The following is a 16,463-nucleotide window of genomic DNA, read 5'->3' on the forward strand; positions in this document are numbered from 1 at the left end:
GCGCAGCCGGCCACCGTGACACCTACCGGCGTGGTTGTCGCCCCACCGAACCTCGATCGCAAGCAGTGGCTCACCGCGCGGCGTACGGGAGTTGGCGGCTCGGAAGTCGCCGCGGTGCTCGGCATGAGCAAGTACACCTCGGCGCACGAGGTCTACCTCGACAAGCGGGGTGAGCTGCCGCTCGACCGCCCCCAGCACCCGGACCTCGCCGAGGCCGCGTTCTGGGGACTCGCGCATGAACCGACGATCGCCCGTGTGTTCTCCGAGCGGTCCGGCCTCGCCGTCGTCGAGGGCCCGGGCACGCTCGCGCACGTCAAGCGCCGGTGGATGCTCGCCAACGTCGACCGGTACGTGCTCGACGAGGACGCGCAGCCGTCCAGCCTGTTGGAGATCAAAACGCGCTCGGCCTTTCAGCTCGACGAGTGGCTCGACGGCGTGCCGGACGGGCCGGCCCTGCAAACGCACTGGTACCTCGCCGTCACCGGCTACTCGCACGCGCACGTCGCCGCGCTGCTCGGCGGTAACCGGCTGCTGATTCACCGCGTCGAGCGCGACGAGGCCCTCGTCGAGCACCTCGTCGCCCTCGTCGGCGAGTTCTGGCAGGGAGTGCTCGACGGCACCCCGCCGCCGGTCGACGGGTCCGAGGCGACCGAGGACCTGCTCGGCCACCTCTACAAGGTCCAGGCCGAGGCCGTGACCGTCGCCGACCCCGCCGAGGTCGGGCCGCTGCTGGAGCGCCGGCGCGAGCTCAAGGCCCGCGAAGCGAGGACCGCCGACGAGCTGCGCGAGGTCGACAACCGCTTGAAGGCGGTCGCCAGCGAGGCCGAGGTCGTCAAGACGCAGGGCATCGTCGCTTTCACGTGGAAGCAGAACGGCCCGCTCGTGACGAAGCGGTTCGCCGCCGCGCACCCGGACCTCGCGCAGCAGTACACGCACCGCGTCGACGCGCTCGATACCAAGCGCCTCGCCGCCGAGCACCCCGACGAGTTCCGGGCGCACCGCGCCCGACGCCTCGTCGTCCCGAAGGAGTCCGCAGCGTGAGCACCAACCTTGCCGAGCGCGTCGCCAACAAGCGCACCCGGTCGCACTCCCCCGCCGTCCAGGGCAACCGCCAGGCGCAGCCGACGCTCGTGCAGTTCGTGCAGCAGATGCGCCCGGAGATCGAGCGCGCCCTGCCCGCGCACCTCGGCGGCGCCGACCGCATCGCCCGTATCGCGCTTACCGAGCTGCGGCGCGTCGAGCACCTCGCCGAGTGCACGCAAGAGTCGTTCGCCGGCGCGCTGATGACCTGCTCGGCGCTCGGCCTCGAACCGGGCGGCGTGTCCGGCGAGGCGTACCTGCTCCCGTTCTGGAACAAGAAGGTTCGGGCGTACGAGGTACAGCTCGTCATCGGCTATCAGGGCATGATCAAGCTGTTCTGGCAGCATCCGCTCGCCGCCGGCCTCGACACGCACACCGTGTACGAGGGCGACGAGTTCGAGTACGAGTACGGGCTCGAACCGAAGCTGACGCACCGGCCGGCGCGCGGCTCGGCCAAGGGCCGGCCGACGGACTACTACGCCGTTGCGCGCCTGTCGAACGGCGGTAGCGCGTTCGTCGTGCTCGACGTCGACGACGTCGAGACGATCCGAAAGCGCAGCAAGGCCAAGGACTTTGGGCCGTGGGCGACGGACTACGACGCCATGGCACGCAAGACGTGCATCCGCCAACTCTTCAAGATCATTCCGAAGAGTGCCGAGCTCGCCCGGGCGGTCGCGCACGACGAGACCGTGCGGCGCGACGCGTCGCCCGAGGGGCTCGACGTGCCCGAGGACTACATCGAGGGCGAGACCGTGCCGCAGCAGCCCCCGCAGGGCGCCGAGCAGGCCACGGTCGAGGACGTGCCCTCGCAGTTCTCCGGATGGCCCGAGGCCGCCGAACCAGCCGCGGCCGACGCCGCGCAGTGAGCCACGGGCCCGCCGTCCCGACCCGTTGCGGGCATTGGGACGGCGCCGCCGGCCGCCACTGCCGCGCCCTCGACGGCGTGCGCCACTACCTCACCGGCCACCGCTGCCCCACCCATACCCCCGCCGCCCTCGCCGGCCGCCCCGAGGCCCCCGGCTCGACAACACCCGTAAGGAGAAAGACAGTTGAGCCGCGACGCGACGGATTGGGTATGGGGCCACGCCACCGCCCGAGGTACCGCTCGAACAGTGCTGCTCGCTATCGCTGACAGGGCGAACGCCGACGCCATCGCCTACGCCGGTACGGCGATGCTCGTGCAGCGCACCCGCGCCGCCCGTTCGACCGTGCGGGACGCCGTCGACGCACTGCTCGACTCGGGCGAGCTCGCCGTCGTCGAGGACGTCACCGGGCCCCGCGGAGAGACCGTCTACCGTCTGCCGCTCGTCGACGCGGAGGGGGCCGGAAATCGGCCCGGGCCGGATTCCGACCCGGGCCGAGGATCGGCCCCCCGGGGGCCGGAATCCGGTACGGAGGGGGGCCGGAATCCGGCCCGAGGGGGAGCGGAAACCGGCCCCCAGAACAAGAAGAACAAGAGAGAACAGGAAGCACAGCAGCCGCCGCGCGCGAACACCCCCGCTCGGTCCCCGCTGATTCCCGAACTGCATCCGCTCGGCGACGCCCTCGCCGCCGCCGGCGTCGCCGTCCGCTGGACGCTCGGCCTTGGTGAGCAGCGCGACGTCTGGCGCCTCGTGCAGCAGCACGGCGTCGAGGCCCTCGTCGAGCTCGCCGCCCGCCGCACACAACCGGGCACCGAGCCGAAACCGGCCCGCTACTGGCTGCGCGTGTGGGGCGACCTCGACCGCGCACCGTCCGCCCGCCCCGGCCCCAACGTCGTGCCGCTGCGCTCGCCGGCGCCCGCCGCCTACACCGACAACCTCGCCGCCGGCCTCGCCCTGCTGAAAGCCCAAAAGGAGGGCACCCCGTGATCGACGAACACATCGCCGCCCTACTCGCCTACGCCGGCCGGCTCGACTCCCGCGTGTGCCGCGCCCTCGCCGACCCGCAACAGTCAGCCCGCACCATCGCCGATTGGACGGCCACCCTCGCCGAGGTCCCCGCCACCCTGCCCGACACCGGTTGGGACGCCTCGCAGGCCGTTCGCCGCTACTACGAGCAGCGCGCCGGCGACCGGTCCGCGCAGTTCCGCGCCGTCGAGCCGCACGACGTGCTCGCCGCATGGGCACCGCACCGCGGCGAGCTCATGAACCGGCACACCGACCCCGTACCGGCCGCGGACCCCGACGACCCGCAGGCATGGCGCGAGGAACTGCTCGGCACCCGAGCCGCGGTCGCCCATGGCCACACCCCGCCGGCGCAGTACCGCGCCGAGATCAACCCGACGGGGCAGAAACGTCTCGCCGCCCTCATGTCGGGAGTCGGCAACGGGCCGCGCCGCTACATGCCCGACCACGTCGCCCGCGACCTCGCCCCCTACCGGCCGGCCCGGGCCCACCGCGAGGCGATCGTCGCCGAGGGCATCCCCGACCCGCTCGGCGTCCGCTGCCCGCACTGCCACGCGCAGCCCGACCAGCCGTGCCAGAGCGGATACCGGCGCAACGGCAAGGGCCGCCGCGCCCTGTCCGGCGTTCACCCCTCCCGCATCGAGGCCCTGATCGCCCAACTCGACCCCACCGACGACGAGCAGGCCGAGGCCGAGCAGGTCCGCCTCGCCCGCCTCATGTGCCAGCCACCCGCCCCACGCGAGAGTCGCGCCCGCCACACCTCGGGAGGACACCGCCGATGACTCCCGCAGCCGCGCGCGCCGTAATCGCCGCCCACTTGACCGACGCCCTCGACGTGCACCCCCACCTCGCCACACTCACCGCGGCCGAGCTGCTCGACCGCCTCGCCATCGAGGGATGGGAGATCAACACCACCCGGCACGCGCGACCGGTCGCGCCTCGCGCGCGGGAGACCCGCGGCGCTCGGCGCCTCGTCGCTCGCCTGACTCGCCGTACCCGTACGAACGGAGAACCGACCCCGTGAACGCCCAACTCGTCGCCGCGCTCGTCGTGCTGCTCGTCGTCGCCTCGGGCGTACCGCTCGGCCGGCTCGCCTGTCGACGAGACCCCGGGCCGTTGCGACGACACCCGGCCGATACCCGCGGCGCCTGCCCGCCGCACTGCACCACCTGCACCGCACTGGACGAGGGGGAAGCACGATGAACACCCGTACCCGCACCGATTCCCGTCGAGGCCGCCGCGAGCAGCGCGAGGTCGAGCGCGACGCCCGCCGCTCTCGTCTGCGCGTGCTGCTCGCCCGTGCCGACCGGGGCGTGCTCACCCCCGAGGAATCCGCACTACTGCGCGGCGACGTCGAGGCCGAGATCACCGAGTGCGACACGCACCGCCGTAGCGCCGGCGGACAGCAGGCAGCAGCGATGCGCCTGCACCGCCGGATCGAGGCCGCCGAGCAGTGCATCGCCGAGACCGAGGCCGAGCGCGACCAGTACGCCGCCGAGGTCGAGGCCCTGCGCCCGCACGCCGCCGAGGAGAGGCGCCGATGAACTACGCCACCGCCGTACACGAGACCGTCGCCGCCCTGCGCTCTATCCGCGAGCAGTGGGCCGAGCTGCTGCTCGCCATCGAGACCCCGCCCGCGGACGTCTGGCCACCGCGGCAGCTCGCGCACACCCTGCGCGCGGTCGACGACGAACAGCTCGTCGTCGAGGACCGGGCGCCCCTCGTGCTTCGCGAGCACCCCGCACCAGCCAACCTCGACGCGCTCGACGCCGGCCTCGCCATCGAGCGGCAGGTGTTCGACCTCGCCGACACCCTCGCCGCCGCCGTCCAGCACGCGAGCCACGGCGACCCGCGCCGATGGGACTACCAACACCCGGGCGCAGCAGACGCACGGGGCGCGGCCGGCTCGCGCGCGCACGGCCTGCACTTCGCGTGCGTGTGGGTCGAGGGGCGGGTGCTTGACGAGGACACCGAGCCCGAGCAGCAGCTCGACGGCGCCCTCGCTGCGCCGCCGTTCGCTCCTCTGCCCCCGCATCTGCTGCACGAGGCACGGCGTACCGCGCGCCTCGCCGAGGGCCGGCTACTGCGGACTCTCGGCCTCGACCAGCGCACCACGCCCGTGCCCGACCGGCCGTGCCCGTGGTGCGGCGGCGAGCTCACTCTGCACACCAATTCGGACGAGGCGCCGAGGGTGACCTGCTCGACCGGCGAGGACTGCACCGCACCCATACCCCTCGACGAGCACGGGCGGCGCGTATGGGGGTGGGCCGATCTCGTCGGTCTCGTCGTCGCACTCGCCAAAGCCGACCCCGTGCCCACTTCGTAGGTGTCGCCCAGACTGCACTGCCCTAACGGTCAGTGCGCCACCCAGTAGACGACGGCCGTCACGAGGGCGCTGCCTGCCGCTGCGGCAGCGCCCCTGACTGCCGCGAAAGCGGCTGCCCGCATGAACCGGCGTGCGCCACGTCGTCCGCTGTTCCCCATTGCTCTCCTCCATCGCGTCGTCCGGGCCACCCCTGTTGGGCGGCTTCAACCACTTTGGTCAGCAGAGGTGTTGGATCGGACGTCAAGCAACGGACGCCAATGTCATCAAACGTCTCGCGACGACTCCGGACGGTTGCGATGATGCCCGGACGGTTTCAAACGGTTTCAAACGGTGGGGGCACGGGTGGGGCGAGCGGGTCGTCTTCGCAAGCCGGAGTTGCACGGGAACCACAAGGAGCTCAACAGGGCCTTGCACGAGCTACACAAGGGGGCAGGGTTGCCGTCGCTGGCGACGGTGGCGACGGAGCTGAAAGGCGCTGGGATCTCGCGCAGCACGATCTACGATGCCTTCTCCAGCACGCGACTTCCGAACTGGCACGTCGTTGATGCCCTGGTGGAAGTCCTAGCTACTCGGCATCCCCGAACTGCGCCCGAGCACGAAGTCGAGTCCTTCCATGCCCTGTGGCTACTGGCAGTTGACGAGGAAGACGACGCAGACCACGCCCCCCGCAGTGCGCCCGAGGAGCCTCAGCACGACACCGGGGACCGCCTCACTATCCGCCTACCGGACGGTACGTCGACAGCCCTGAAGCCGAGCAGCATCGACATACTCGCAAGCGCAGGTGCCTCCGCAATTGTGTCGTCCATAGGGACCGAGGCGTGGTCCCGAATGAGAGAGCAAGTCGGCGCGATCTTCAACCGGCGATACGAGGGGCGAATCTGGCTGCATGTGCCGTACGAGCTCAAGGACCTAGCCAAGGAGTTCGGAGCGCGTTGGGATGCCGACTACAAACTCTGGTTCATCGAGGAGCCGGTACCCGAGCTCATGGAATATCAGGTGCCCGGCCCTCACCCGCCCGACATCCAGCTAGGGGAGATCAACACAGGCTGAGCCCCGAACCCTCTTGCCTCGTTACCTGTTCGTGACCTAAAGTTGGAGGCGCTTCCGGCGTGCTCGAAAACGGGACGCCGATCCAGCTGAACGCGCTGCCGCTCTCCCCCATAGCGGGCGAGGCTTTCACTCGCCCTAGCGCAGTCCATAGACCTCGCGAGCCACGTACCTACAGGTCTCGACAAAGTCGCGCGCCGCCGCCGGAGTCACTGCCTCTCCATGCACTGCCTGATTCCTCAGCCGTCGCAGATCGTTGAAGATCGAAACCCCACGCGAGGAGAGGCCGATCCCCTCCAGCGCCGGAATCAGCTCAGTCATGAGGGGAGGAGCCTCGCGCCTGTATCTGCTCTGGGGCATGGCGTCCTTCAGCTGAAGAGTTGTCCTGGCTATCTCTTCGAGCACGAGCCAAGCCGAGATGACCGCCCCGATGGGCGAGGCATCCGCGACGTCCCACGCCTCTTGGAAGACTCCGAGCCGTGCATTGCCGTCGGTAGCAGAGTCTTCCTGTTGCGCGCCCTGTGGTTCCGCTAGCCCCTCTGCCTCTCGCCGCATCTCACGGGCATCTGTCGCAAACTCGATCGACCCAGCGGGGGTTTCGAGCCGGGTCATGCGCGCGAAGGCTTGCTGAATGTGATTGCGGAGAGCCCAAACGACGCCAACCGTCACGGTGGGCCACGCCAGCGCCTGCATGTACTTCAAGACCAGCTCTGCAACTTCCACCCCGCCATGCTGACGGCCACCGCGCCCTACCAGGTGTTCCAGAGCGGATCTGTGATCGAGGTGAGACATGGGCCGCCCCATCGACGACCGCGACCGCGAGCGGGTCCGACGACTGCACTCTCAGGGCGAGAGCCGTAACCAGATCGCCCACAGCATCGGGCGAAGCGCAGCGAGTGTCTCGAAGATCGCACGCGAACTTGGACTCACCTTCAACGGCGGCGCCCGCGTTGCCGCCGCCACCGAGGCGCGACGAGCCGACTCTGCCGCTCGGCGCGAACTGCTCGCCGACGAGGCCCTCGACGGCGCCCTCGGGCAGGTCACCAAGACCGCCGGCGCCGAGTCCGCACGCGATGCTCGCGACCACGCCACCGCCGCCCGCGCACTGACCGAGGTGCACGCCCGCGTTGCTGAGCTCGCCCGCCAGACCGGCACCGGGAGCAGCGGCGGCTCGATGCTCGACCGCCTCGCCGACGTCCTGCTCGGATCGGGTGGGGGTGACGGACAGGGGGTGTGATGGCTACGCCTCTCCCTCTGTCCGACAAGCAGCTCGCATCGATCCGGGGCGCCACGGCCCGTATCAACATCTGGCACGGCAGCGTGCGGTCGGGGAAGACGATCGCGAGCCTTGTCTGCTTCCTGCTCATGGTCCGCAGGGCGCCGGCCTCGGGACTGATCGTCATCGTTGGGCGCAGCTTGCAGACGATCGAACGCAACTGCCTCGATGTGCTGCAAGATCCGACGCTGTTCGGCGAGCTCGCCGCCGAGGTCCGCCATACCCGCGGCGCCACAACCGCCGTGATCCTCGGGCGCGTTGTGCACCTCGTCGGCGCGGCAGACGCCCGGGCCGAGGGCCGGCTGCGCGGCATGACCGCCGCCCTCGCCTACGCCGACGAGGTAACGCTGCTGCCCGCGGCGTTCTTCCGGCAGTTGCTTGCCCGCCTGTCTGTGGCGGGCGCGAAGCTGATCGGTACGACCAACCCGGACAGTCCGCGGCACTGGCTGCGGACCGACTACCTCGACCGGGCCGGCGAGCTCGACCTCGCCGAGTTTCACTTTCAGCTCGCAGACAATCCGAGCCTTTCCGAGGCGTACGTCGCCTCGCTCGCAAAGGAGTTCACCGGCCTGTGGCGCCGGCGCATGATCCTGGGCGAGTGGGTCGTCGCCGAGGGCGCGATCTACGACGCGTACGACGAGCAGCGGCACGTCGTCGACGAGCTGCCCCCGATGCGCCGGCATTGGGTCGGCATCGACTACGGCACGAGCAATCCGTTCTCGGCGCTGCTGCTCGGCGCCGGTGACGACGAGCGGCTGTATGTCGTCAGCGAATGGCGCCACGATGCCCGGGCCGCACACCGTCAGATGACCGACGCCGCATACAGCCGCGCCGTGCGTCACTGGCTCGCCGAGCAGGGCGTCGAGCCCGAGTGGACGTTCATCGATCCCTCGGCCGCCTCGTACTCCACACAGCTTTGGGCGGACGGGCACCCGGGCGTCACCCGGGCCGTGAACGACGTCCTCGACGGCATCCGGTCAGTATCGGTCGCTCTCGACTCCGGCCTGCTGCGTATCCATCGCTCGTGCGCCGGTCTGCTCGCCGAACTCCCCAACTACGTGTGGTCAGAAGAGGCTGCCGCCCGCGGCGAGGACAAGCCCGTAAAGAAGGACGATCACAGCGTCGACGCGTTGCGCTACGTCATCCACAGCACCGCGCACGAGTGGCGAGGACTCCTCGCCCAAGCCGCTTAGCCCCTCTCACCTCCGCCCCGGCCGCCCTTGTTGGCGCCCGGGGCCTCGTCATGAAGGGGGGGCGGTGCACCGTGCGCGCTGACTGGTCCGACCGATTCCTCGCCACCGTCACCGACGCCCCGGGCGGTTGCTGGCAGTGGACCGGCTACCTCATGCCCAACGGGTACGCCCGCATCAGCGTCGACGGCGAGCGGCAGTACGCGCACCGCGTCTCGTACGAGGCGTTCGTCGCCACCATCCCCGACGGACTCGTGATCGACCACCTGTGCCGCAACCGGGGGTGCGTGAATCCCTCGCACCTCGACGCCGTGACGCAGCGCGTCAACGTGCTGCGCGGCAAATCGCACGCCGCCGCCCGGGCCCGACAGGTCGCGTGCATCCGCGGTCACCGGTTCGACGCCGCCAACACCTATGTAGCAGGCAACGGCACCCGCAAGTGCCGACGATGCCGCGCCGCCGCGCGCGAGCGTTCACGACTTCGCCGACGGGGGGTGCACTGTGCCGCTGCCTGAGAACGGCGCCCCGTGGCCCCCGCCGCACCTCGCCGTGCCGTACCGAGAGATGAAGACCAACGACGCTTGGTACAGCGGGAGTCACAAGCGGCTGACCAATGTCTACCGGCACGGATCGCAGCGCCGCGAGGACGGCCGGCGTCGCCTGTGGGGGCGCCACCGCCAGCCGCACCCGGGCAAGCCCGACCGCCGGCTGCACGTCCCCCTCGCCGGCGATATCGCGAGCGCCTCGGCCGCGCTGCTGTTCTCCGAGCCGCTCGCCCTGGCCGTGACCGACACGAGCACGCAGGACCGCCTCGACGAGCTCGCCGAATCCGGCGGATTGACCAACACCCTGTTGGAGGCCGCCGAGGTCTGCGCGGCTCTAGGCGGGGCGTACCTGCGGTGCACGTGGGATACCGAGCTCGTCGACCGGCCGCTGCTCACCGTGATGCAGCCCGACCGGGCCGCGCCCGAGTTCTCTTACGGGGTGCTGCGGGCCGTGACGTTCTGGCGCGAGCTGCACGGCAGCGACACCTCGACCGTATGGCGTCACTTGGAGCGGCACGAGCGTGGGCAGATCCTGCACGCTCTCTACAACGGCACCCCCGACTCGCTCGGGCGGCGCGTGCCACTCACCGAGCACCCCGGCACGGCCGGCCTCGCCGGCTCGCTCGGCGCCGACGGCGACGCCATCGCGACCGGTATCGACGCGCTGACCGCGGTCTACGTGCCCAACCTGCCGAGCCGGATGTACCGCGGCTCGATGTTCGGGCGCAGCGACTACGACGCCCCGATTCATGACCTCATGGACTCACTCGATGAGACGTGGTCGAGCTGGATGCGCGACATCCGCCTCGCCCGGGCCCGGCTGATCGTGCCGGACTCTTACCTACGCGATCACGGGCCCGGCCGCGGCGCCTCGTTCGACGACGACCGGGAAATTTGGCAGGGCCTCGCGATCCCGCCCACCGAAAGTGCCGGCATCACCTTGTCGCAGTTCGCGATCAGGGTCGCCGAGCACGACGCCACCGCCGACCGGATCGTGCGGCAAGCCGTGCAGTCCGCCGGCTACTCCGTCGCCACGTTCGGCATGGAGGACGCCGCCGCGATCACGGCCACCGAGGTCAAGGCGCGGCAGCGCAAGAGCATGACCACCCGCAAGCAGAAGACGGGCTACTGGGCGCCGGCACTCGCCGACATCCTGCACGTGCAGCTCATGCTCGACCGCGTCCTGTTCTCCCGCGGCATCGTGCCGGAGCGGCCCCGCGTCACCTTCGGGGCAGCGGTGAGCGACGATCCGACGAGCGTCGCGCAAACCCTCTCCCTGCTCACCCAGGCGCAGGCGGCAAGCGTCGATACCCGCGTGCGCATCCTGCACCCGGATTGGGACGACGAACGCGTGCAGATCGAGGTCGACCGCATCCTCGTCGAGACCGGACAGGCCGTTCCCGACCCCATGCAGTCAGGGTCGCTTGTCTAGTCAGTTGGTCCGGCCTGACGCACCCCACACCCACAAGTTTCAGCCGCTACCGAATGATTCCAGCCAAAAGCGCGACGAGTTTTCCAGAATTCCAAGCACGCCGCATATTGCTTAATTAAATTGACCGCAACTAACAAGGCATGGGGGCGGCGCAGGTCAGGCCGCACGGCAGTTCCACGAGACCGAGAAATGGTCCGGAATTGTACTGCTACACCCATGCCAAAATTCGATACGAATTCCTTTTCGGCGGCCGTTTGCGCTGGTCAGAGGCCAGATCCATGCTCTGCCCCATGGACGTCACTACCGGCGCGATCATCGCCGCCTTCGGAATTCTCGGACTCTTGATCACTCTCACTGCCTCAACGCTGCGCCAACTTCCGGACCTCATCCACGCGTTCCGAGAGGTACGGCGCTGCCTCCGGAGTGAGACGCCCGAGAGCACGGACGACGCCGAGAGTTGAGCGCCTGTCGGCTTTACGGCAGCACGACGCGGTGCTTGCCCGGCCTCCGTTGACCGGGCAACTACCGCGAACGCCTAACCCGCCGTCCAGCCGATGAACTTGTCGCCGTCCTCGTAGGCCAACTCCATACCGGCGTGTACGACGAGCTCGGCCAAGTCATCGACCGGCCTCTCGGGAAGCATCACGACGAGCCGCGCGTCCTCCTTGGGGATGTGGCGGCTGTAGTCGTGCAACTGCCCGATGGCCATCCTCACCGCGTTACGGCCGCTGCTGCCCTTGAGCTCGTAGAGCACGTTGTCGGTCACGTCATACAGGTCCGTCCAGAACGTGGCGGTCAGGCCCTTAATCCGGATCTTGACGCGCTTGACCTCGTGGCCCTGGCTCTGGAGAAAGGCGAGGAGCCGGTCGCTCAGCTCCGCCTCGCGCCACGTGATCTCGACGGCGTCGCTCGCCTTGCGGGTGACCTTCTTCTTACTGTTCTTCTCCGGCTTGGTGACCTGTCCCGTGGTCGCCTCGGCCGGCTTGAGTTCGAGCAGCGTGGGGTCGCTGATCGGAACGGCCGGCACGGTCTCGATGTCGTCCTCGGGCGCCGCGGATACAAAGTCTTCGGCGACCTGCTCGACCTCGGCCGCCGGACGCAGGCGGAAGACGTAGACCCACCGCAGCTTGTCCTTGTTCTGGTCGAGAGCGCGGCGCCGTACGAACGGCTCGTCGTCGTCGAGCGTGAACTCGCCGAGGTACCGGTGCTTCTTGGTTCCGCTGTTGCCCTTGACGTACCCGACGCAGACGAACACCCGCAGCGTGCGGCCCTGTTCGACATGCAGCGCAACGGCCTTGTTCCGGTCGGTCAGGGTCTGGTCACCCTCGACCCCCTGACCGGTGTACTCAAAGACAGGCCCCTTCTCGTCCTCTTCGGCAATCCACCCATCCTGATAGCCGTAGTCCTTGCCGCTGTCGTGATCCGCATAGATCAAGACGTTGGGGGTCGTGTTGGACGGGATGATGCCGCCCTGGGGGCCGCCGCCGAACATCGCCTGCATGTCCGCGCGCGTAACAACGTCGCCGAGCTTGAGCTGCACAGAGGTCATGTTCACGACCGTACCGACCACCACTGACAATCAGTCCCGGTCCAGGGTGGGGGGTGCCGTCCTGTGCCCATCCACCCCGGCATGGTCGAGGACCTCTCGGCCGGCGTCCGCGACCTGTACGCGGACGCCGAGCAGCGGCTACTCGGCATCGTGGCCCGGCAGTTGGCAGACGGATTCGAGGCCCCAGGGTGGGCAACCAACAAGCTGCGCGACATACAGGCCCTGCGCCGCGGTGCGCAGGGAGTCGTCGACACCCTCGGCTCGGCGATGCAACTCGACGTGTTCGACGTCGTCGCCGAGGCGTACAACACCGGGGCCCGGGCAGGACTAGCCGAGCTCGGCGCGCTGCACGACAACGATCTACGCCGCATCGAGGAGACCACGCCCAACACCCGTGCCGTTGACCGGCTTGCACAGGAAACCGTCGACCTCGTCACGGCCACGCACCGCGGCATTCTCCGCGGCGTCGAGGACGGGTACCGGCAGGTGGTCGCCGAGGTAGCGGCAACGCCGCTGCTCGGCATTGACACCCGCCGGCAGGCGACACAGCGGGCAATGGAACGGTTCGCCGACCGTGGACTGCGCACGTTCGTCGACCGGGGCGGGCGCGCGTGGCAGATGACGAGCTATGTCGAGATGGCAGTGCGGACCGCGACCGGCCGCGCCGCGGTCGAGGCGCACGGCGACAAGTTGCGCGCAGCCGGCCTCGACCTCGTCATCGTCTCCAACGCCCCGCACGAGTGCCCCATCTGCGCCCCCTATGAGGGCAAGGTGCTCTCGCTCGACGGCCCGGGCGGCGCCCGCACCATCGAGACCGAGCACGCCACCGAGGACGACCGCACCGTGCGCGTGCACATCGCCGGCAGCGTCGACGAGGCGCGGCAGCACGGATTCCAGCACCCCAATTGCCGGCACAGCCTCTCGGCGTACCTGCCCGGGGTGACCCGCGCACCCGTCGAGGCGTCCGAGGACCCCGACGGATACGAGGCCACACAGAAGCAGCGCGCCATCGAGCGCGGCATACGCAAGTGGAAGAACCGCGCCGCCTCGGCCGTGACGCCCGAGGCCAAACGGTCCGCCGAGGCGAAGGTGCGCCTGTGGCAGGCCAAGCAGCGCGAGCACCTGCGCCAACACCCCGAGCTCATCCGCCGCCGCGAGCGCGAGCAGCCTGGCGCAAGCAACCTGCCCCCGACGAGCGGTACCCCGGGCCGCCCCGGTACGCCGAGCGGCCCGGGGTCCGACCCGTTCGAGGCCGCGCGCGTCCGCTCGGGCGACGAGCGCACGCTGCCCGAGATGACCGACGAGCAGCTCGGCGCCGCGATCCGGCCCGGAGTGCTCGACGAACGCGACCTCGACCGCATCCGTGGCGAGAGCGACCGGCGCGACGAGCAGGCCCTGCTCGACCGCATCCGACCGAACGGCCGACTCGTCGACAACCTCGCCGAGTTCAGCGACGACGAGCTCGCCCGCGTCTCTACTCACCTCGGGGACGACGACATGCTGCGCGTCATGGCCGAGGCCGACCGGCGCGACCTCGACGCCGCGCTGCCCGGGGCCCGACGCGACCTCGTCGGCATGTCCGAGCAGGACCTCGCCGCCCGCGCCCGGCACGTCGAGGGCGACCGGCCGGCGATCGGCGCCGAGATCCACCGCCGGCGACTGCTCGCCGAGGTGTTCCCCGACGGTGGCCTCGCCGCTGATCTGTCCGACGTCGGCGACGACGTGCTCGGGTGGGCTGTGCGCTACGCCTCGCCCAAGGATGCGGCGCGCATCGCCGACGAGCTCGACGCCCGGTACCCGCCCGCCCCGCTTCCCGAAGCGGCCGGCGCGCGCACCGTCGAGGGGCAACTCGCCGACCGGGCCGCCGTCGACGAGGCCCTCGAACCGGCCGCCCCGCCGGACGCGTGGAACGGCCTTTCCGTCGACTGGTACGCCGGCATGTCCAGCACCGAGCGATGGATCGCCGAGCGCGAGTACGCCGACATGCAGCAGCGCACCGCCTACACGCGTGAGCAGCTCCGCGACATGTACCGCGAACACACATGGGCGCAGTACATGGACGCCGAGGACGCAACCAACGGCTATCTACTCTCCCGCGAGGCCCGGGCCGCCGGCGTAGACCCGGGAACGCTGTTCAGCGGCCCCGCGCACGTCGCCTACGCCCGCGCCTCGGAGGAGCTCAAGCGGTATTGGGCCGACAACCCGCGCATGACGTTCGTGGAGTACGAGGAGATGGTCACCGGGCAGCGCAGCGCCGCCGCCGAGACTGCCCGCGCCTCCCGCAACACCCAGAACAACCGGCTCTAGGGGGTGGCTGTGGGACATCGAGGCGACCTCGTGCGCGCATTGCGCGCCGGTATCGACGCCGGCCTCGCCGCATCCCCCGTGAGCGCGTGCCCGTACCCCCGCGGCGATCTGCGCCGCTCGGCATGGGTGCGCGGCTACGCCAAGGCCCGAGCACTTCCCTAACGGACTGCGTACCTAGCTGAGTTGGCGTGCGGGTGGATTAGATATATACGAGTTCAGGTGCGATGAATCTTGAAATCTAGAAGGCAACGTCTCGTATTTACCAAGCATGGTGTTGCAGCTAGTACACAGGAGCCCCCGAATACATTTCCCGCAGCTTCCACCAACCATCTGACAACACCCATGAAAGTGATCAATCGCTAGGCGTTTCCCATCCGCACTGGAGCCTCGCTCGCAGATCGCACATCCACCGTTCTGCAATTCAAGAATCTCCACGTAACGCTGTTCCGATATATTGAACCTTCGCTTCAAGTTGTAAATCCAATTGCAGTGAATACACTCCCGCTTGAGGCGATCAGCGGCTCGTTCACTCTTATAGAATTCAGAGTTCGGCCTAACTAGCTCGCAAGTAACACACCTTTTCTGGGAACCGTCAGATCGATAGTCCTTGTACTTTCTAATCGGGCGCAGATATCCGATTCGATTCGTCCCCCTCAACTGCCCATAGTGAGCCGAACACCACTCCCGCGCCTCCCTGGGGCGCGGACACTCCCAATCCCCGTACCCATCGCCGGCGAGCTCGTGAGAGCTCCGCGCCGCACATATGGAGCTCGCATAAAACTGCGGTCTGGCGGCGACGAGCGGCTTCCCGGAATTAGCTTGCTGATAATGCGCCCCGCAAAACATTTTGGCGTAGTACTTGACGTCGCGATCGCACTCCCACCCTTCCCCCTTCGCAACACACTTAAGAAAACGCGACCCGCGAACTTCAGGCATTCCCCACCCCGGAACATTCAATTCATTCGAGCATGCAAGCCAATAACCGAGTTGTCACCCCAGGAATCTTTCATTACTCGCACGAAGCGCAGATACCTCGGCCGAACCTCAGCGAATACGAGGGAGACAAAGTGAATATTAAACTCGACGCTCAATCTATGCCAGCACACCCGCAAACCGGCGAGCTCGCCCTCGGCTTCCGCCGCAACGGACGCCCGATCTGGCCCATCAAGGGCGGCTCGGGCGAGGGCTGCGACCCGACCCCGGTCGGCGATTCGAACACCCCGCCCGCCACCAATCCTGCCCCCTCGTCGGACATCGCCCCGGGCACTCTGCCGGCCGCCGCCCCTGTCGCCGAGCAGCAACTTGCCGACGCCACGAAGCGCGCCGAGCAGGCAACCACCGAACGCGACGAGCTGCTTGCCGGACTGCGGCGCGTGCTCGACCCGTCCGGCGCGGCCGGCGAGCAGGACCCGGCCAAGCTCGCCGAGCACGCCGCCACCGAACGCGACGCTGCCCTCGCCGAAGCGCGTCGGCTGCGCGTCGAGCTCGCCGCCCACCAGGCCGCGCACAAGGGCGGCGCCGACCCCGCGCGGCTGCTCGACTCCCGCTCGGTCGCCTCACAGCTCGAATCCCTCGACCCGAGCGACGCGAAGTTCGCCGAACGCCTCGACTCCGTCATCGCCACCGCGGTCGAGGCAAACCCGCTGCTGCGTGCCGAAGGCAGCACGCCAGGCCCGGCCAAGGGCGGAGCCGACTTCACCCCCGGCGCCCCGGCCACCGTCACGCCCGAGCAGTTCGCGCGTCTGACCTACGCCGAGCGCGTCGACCTCCACCAGTCCGACCCCGACCTGTACCGGCAGCTCTCTGCCGCATCCGAGTAAGGAGG

The 16,463-nt window shown here is 69.3% G+C and carries 19 protein-coding genes; 16 read left to right on the forward strand and 3 right to left on the reverse strand.

The features are described 5' to 3' along the window. The first annotated feature begins 30 nt into the window (after positions 1-30). The 9 genes from AB0N90_RS13760 to AB0N90_RS13800 all read left to right on the forward strand — a co-directional run bounded on the left by AB0N90_RS13760 (position 31) and on the right by AB0N90_RS13800 (position 6,342). Positions 31-1,041, forward strand: a complete 1,011-nt coding sequence (locus AB0N90_RS13760; protein ID WP_365195986.1) for a lambda-exonuclease family protein — start codon at positions 31-33, stop codon at positions 1,039-1,041. Next, a complete protein-coding gene (locus AB0N90_RS13765; protein WP_365195989.1) occupies positions 1,038-1,946 on the forward strand; it encodes a recombinase RecT in 909 nt (302 codons plus the stop codon). Before AB0N90_RS13760 ends, AB0N90_RS13765 begins: the two co-directional genes overlap by 4 nt. Positions 1,947-2,129: 183 nt before the next feature. Then, the gene (locus AB0N90_RS13770; protein ID WP_365195992.1) at positions 2,130-2,930 is read left to right on the forward strand and encodes a hypothetical protein; all 801 of its coding nucleotides are present in this window, start codon (positions 2,130-2,132) and stop codon (positions 2,928-2,930) included. Continuing rightward, a complete protein-coding gene (locus AB0N90_RS13775) occupies positions 2,927-3,748 on the forward strand; it encodes a hypothetical protein (RefSeq protein WP_365195995.1) in 822 nt (273 codons plus the stop codon). Before AB0N90_RS13770 ends, AB0N90_RS13775 begins: the two co-directional genes overlap by 4 nt. Further along, a complete protein-coding gene (locus AB0N90_RS13780; protein ID WP_365195997.1) occupies positions 3,745-3,990 on the forward strand; it encodes a hypothetical protein in 246 nt (81 codons plus the stop codon). The genes AB0N90_RS13775 and AB0N90_RS13780 overlap by 4 nt, the downstream gene beginning before the upstream one ends. Continuing rightward, complete coding sequence (locus AB0N90_RS13785) at positions 3,987-4,169, forward strand: hypothetical protein (RefSeq protein WP_365196003.1); 183 nt, start codon at positions 3,987-3,989, stop codon at positions 4,167-4,169. Before AB0N90_RS13780 ends, AB0N90_RS13785 begins: the two co-directional genes overlap by 4 nt. Continuing rightward, a complete protein-coding gene (locus AB0N90_RS13790) occupies positions 4,166-4,510 on the forward strand; it encodes a hypothetical protein (RefSeq protein ID WP_365196006.1) in 345 nt (114 codons plus the stop codon). The genes AB0N90_RS13785 and AB0N90_RS13790 overlap by 4 nt, the downstream gene beginning before the upstream one ends. Continuing rightward, on the forward strand, positions 4,507-5,292 hold the full coding sequence (locus AB0N90_RS13795; RefSeq protein ID WP_365196008.1) for a hypothetical protein: 786 nt from the start codon (positions 4,507-4,509) through the stop codon (positions 5,290-5,292). Before AB0N90_RS13790 ends, AB0N90_RS13795 begins: the two co-directional genes overlap by 4 nt. A gap of 408 nt (positions 5,293-5,700) precedes the next feature. Then, entirely contained in the window at positions 5,701-6,342 is a 642-nt protein-coding gene (locus tag AB0N90_RS13800; protein WP_365196010.1) for a DUF5710 domain-containing protein, read from the forward strand. Between the two features lie 135 nt (positions 6,343-6,477). Here AB0N90_RS13800 and AB0N90_RS13805 read toward each other — a convergent pair whose 3' ends face one another. Next, positions 6,478-7,062 (reverse strand): hypothetical protein, encoded by a 585-nt coding sequence (locus AB0N90_RS13805; RefSeq protein WP_365196013.1) that lies wholly within the window; start codon positions 7,060-7,062, stop codon positions 6,478-6,480. Positions 7,063-7,129: 67 nt separating this feature from the next. On the opposite strand from AB0N90_RS13805, the gene AB0N90_RS13810 reads away from it, so the two are divergent. The 4 genes from AB0N90_RS13810 (at position 7,130) to AB0N90_RS13825 (ending at position 10,782) form a co-directional block, all read left to right on the forward strand. Next, the gene (locus tag AB0N90_RS13810) at positions 7,130-7,576 is read left to right on the forward strand and encodes a hypothetical protein (RefSeq protein WP_365196015.1); all 447 of its coding nucleotides are present in this window, start codon (positions 7,130-7,132) and stop codon (positions 7,574-7,576) included. Then, positions 7,576-8,808 (forward strand): PBSX family phage terminase large subunit, encoded by a 1,233-nt coding sequence (locus AB0N90_RS13815; RefSeq protein WP_365196017.1) that lies wholly within the window; start codon positions 7,576-7,578, stop codon positions 8,806-8,808. The genes AB0N90_RS13810 and AB0N90_RS13815 overlap by 1 nt, the downstream gene beginning before the upstream one ends. A gap of 71 nt (positions 8,809-8,879) precedes the next feature. Further along, the gene (locus tag AB0N90_RS13820; RefSeq protein ID WP_365196019.1) at positions 8,880-9,320 is read left to right on the forward strand and encodes an HNH endonuclease signature motif containing protein; all 441 of its coding nucleotides are present in this window, start codon (positions 8,880-8,882) and stop codon (positions 9,318-9,320) included. A gap of 49 nt (positions 9,321-9,369) precedes the next feature. Further along, positions 9,370-10,782 carry a phage portal protein gene (locus AB0N90_RS13825; RefSeq protein WP_365196022.1) on the forward strand — a complete coding sequence of 471 codons (1,413 nt, stop codon included), beginning with the start codon at positions 9,370-9,372 and terminating at the stop codon, positions 10,780-10,782. Positions 10,783-11,317: 535 nt separating this feature from the next. Here the strand turns inward: AB0N90_RS13825 and AB0N90_RS13830 are convergent. Beyond that, positions 11,318-12,331, reverse strand: a complete 1,014-nt coding sequence (locus AB0N90_RS13830; RefSeq protein ID WP_365196024.1) for a hypothetical protein — start codon at positions 12,329-12,331, stop codon at positions 11,318-11,320. Between the two features lie 63 nt (positions 12,332-12,394). On the opposite strand from AB0N90_RS13830, the gene AB0N90_RS13835 reads away from it, so the two are divergent. Then, positions 12,395-14,638, forward strand: coding sequence for a phage minor capsid protein (locus tag AB0N90_RS13835; RefSeq protein ID WP_365196026.1), 2,244 nt, complete (start codon positions 12,395-12,397; stop codon positions 14,636-14,638). 30 nt (positions 14,639-14,668) lie between these two features. Then, the gene (locus AB0N90_RS13840; protein WP_365196029.1) at positions 14,669-14,800 is read left to right on the forward strand and encodes an Rmf/CrpP fold protein; all 132 of its coding nucleotides are present in this window, start codon (positions 14,669-14,671) and stop codon (positions 14,798-14,800) included. Positions 14,801-14,812: 12 nt separating this feature from the next. Here AB0N90_RS13840 and AB0N90_RS13845 read toward each other — a convergent pair whose 3' ends face one another. After that, positions 14,813-15,574, reverse strand: coding sequence for an endonuclease domain-containing protein (locus tag AB0N90_RS13845; protein WP_365196032.1), 762 nt, complete (start codon positions 15,572-15,574; stop codon positions 14,813-14,815). Positions 15,575-15,732: 158 nt separating this feature from the next. Between AB0N90_RS13845 and AB0N90_RS13850 the strand changes: the two genes are divergently transcribed. Next, positions 15,733-16,458, forward strand: a complete 726-nt coding sequence (locus AB0N90_RS13850) for a hypothetical protein (RefSeq protein WP_365196034.1) — start codon at positions 15,733-15,735, stop codon at positions 16,456-16,458. Positions 16,459-16,463 lie beyond the last annotated feature (5 nt).

This window comes from Streptomyces sp. NPDC093018 (assembly GCF_040684035.1).
GTDB lineage: Bacteria > Actinomycetota > Actinomycetes > Streptomycetales > Streptomycetaceae > Streptomyces > Streptomyces murinus.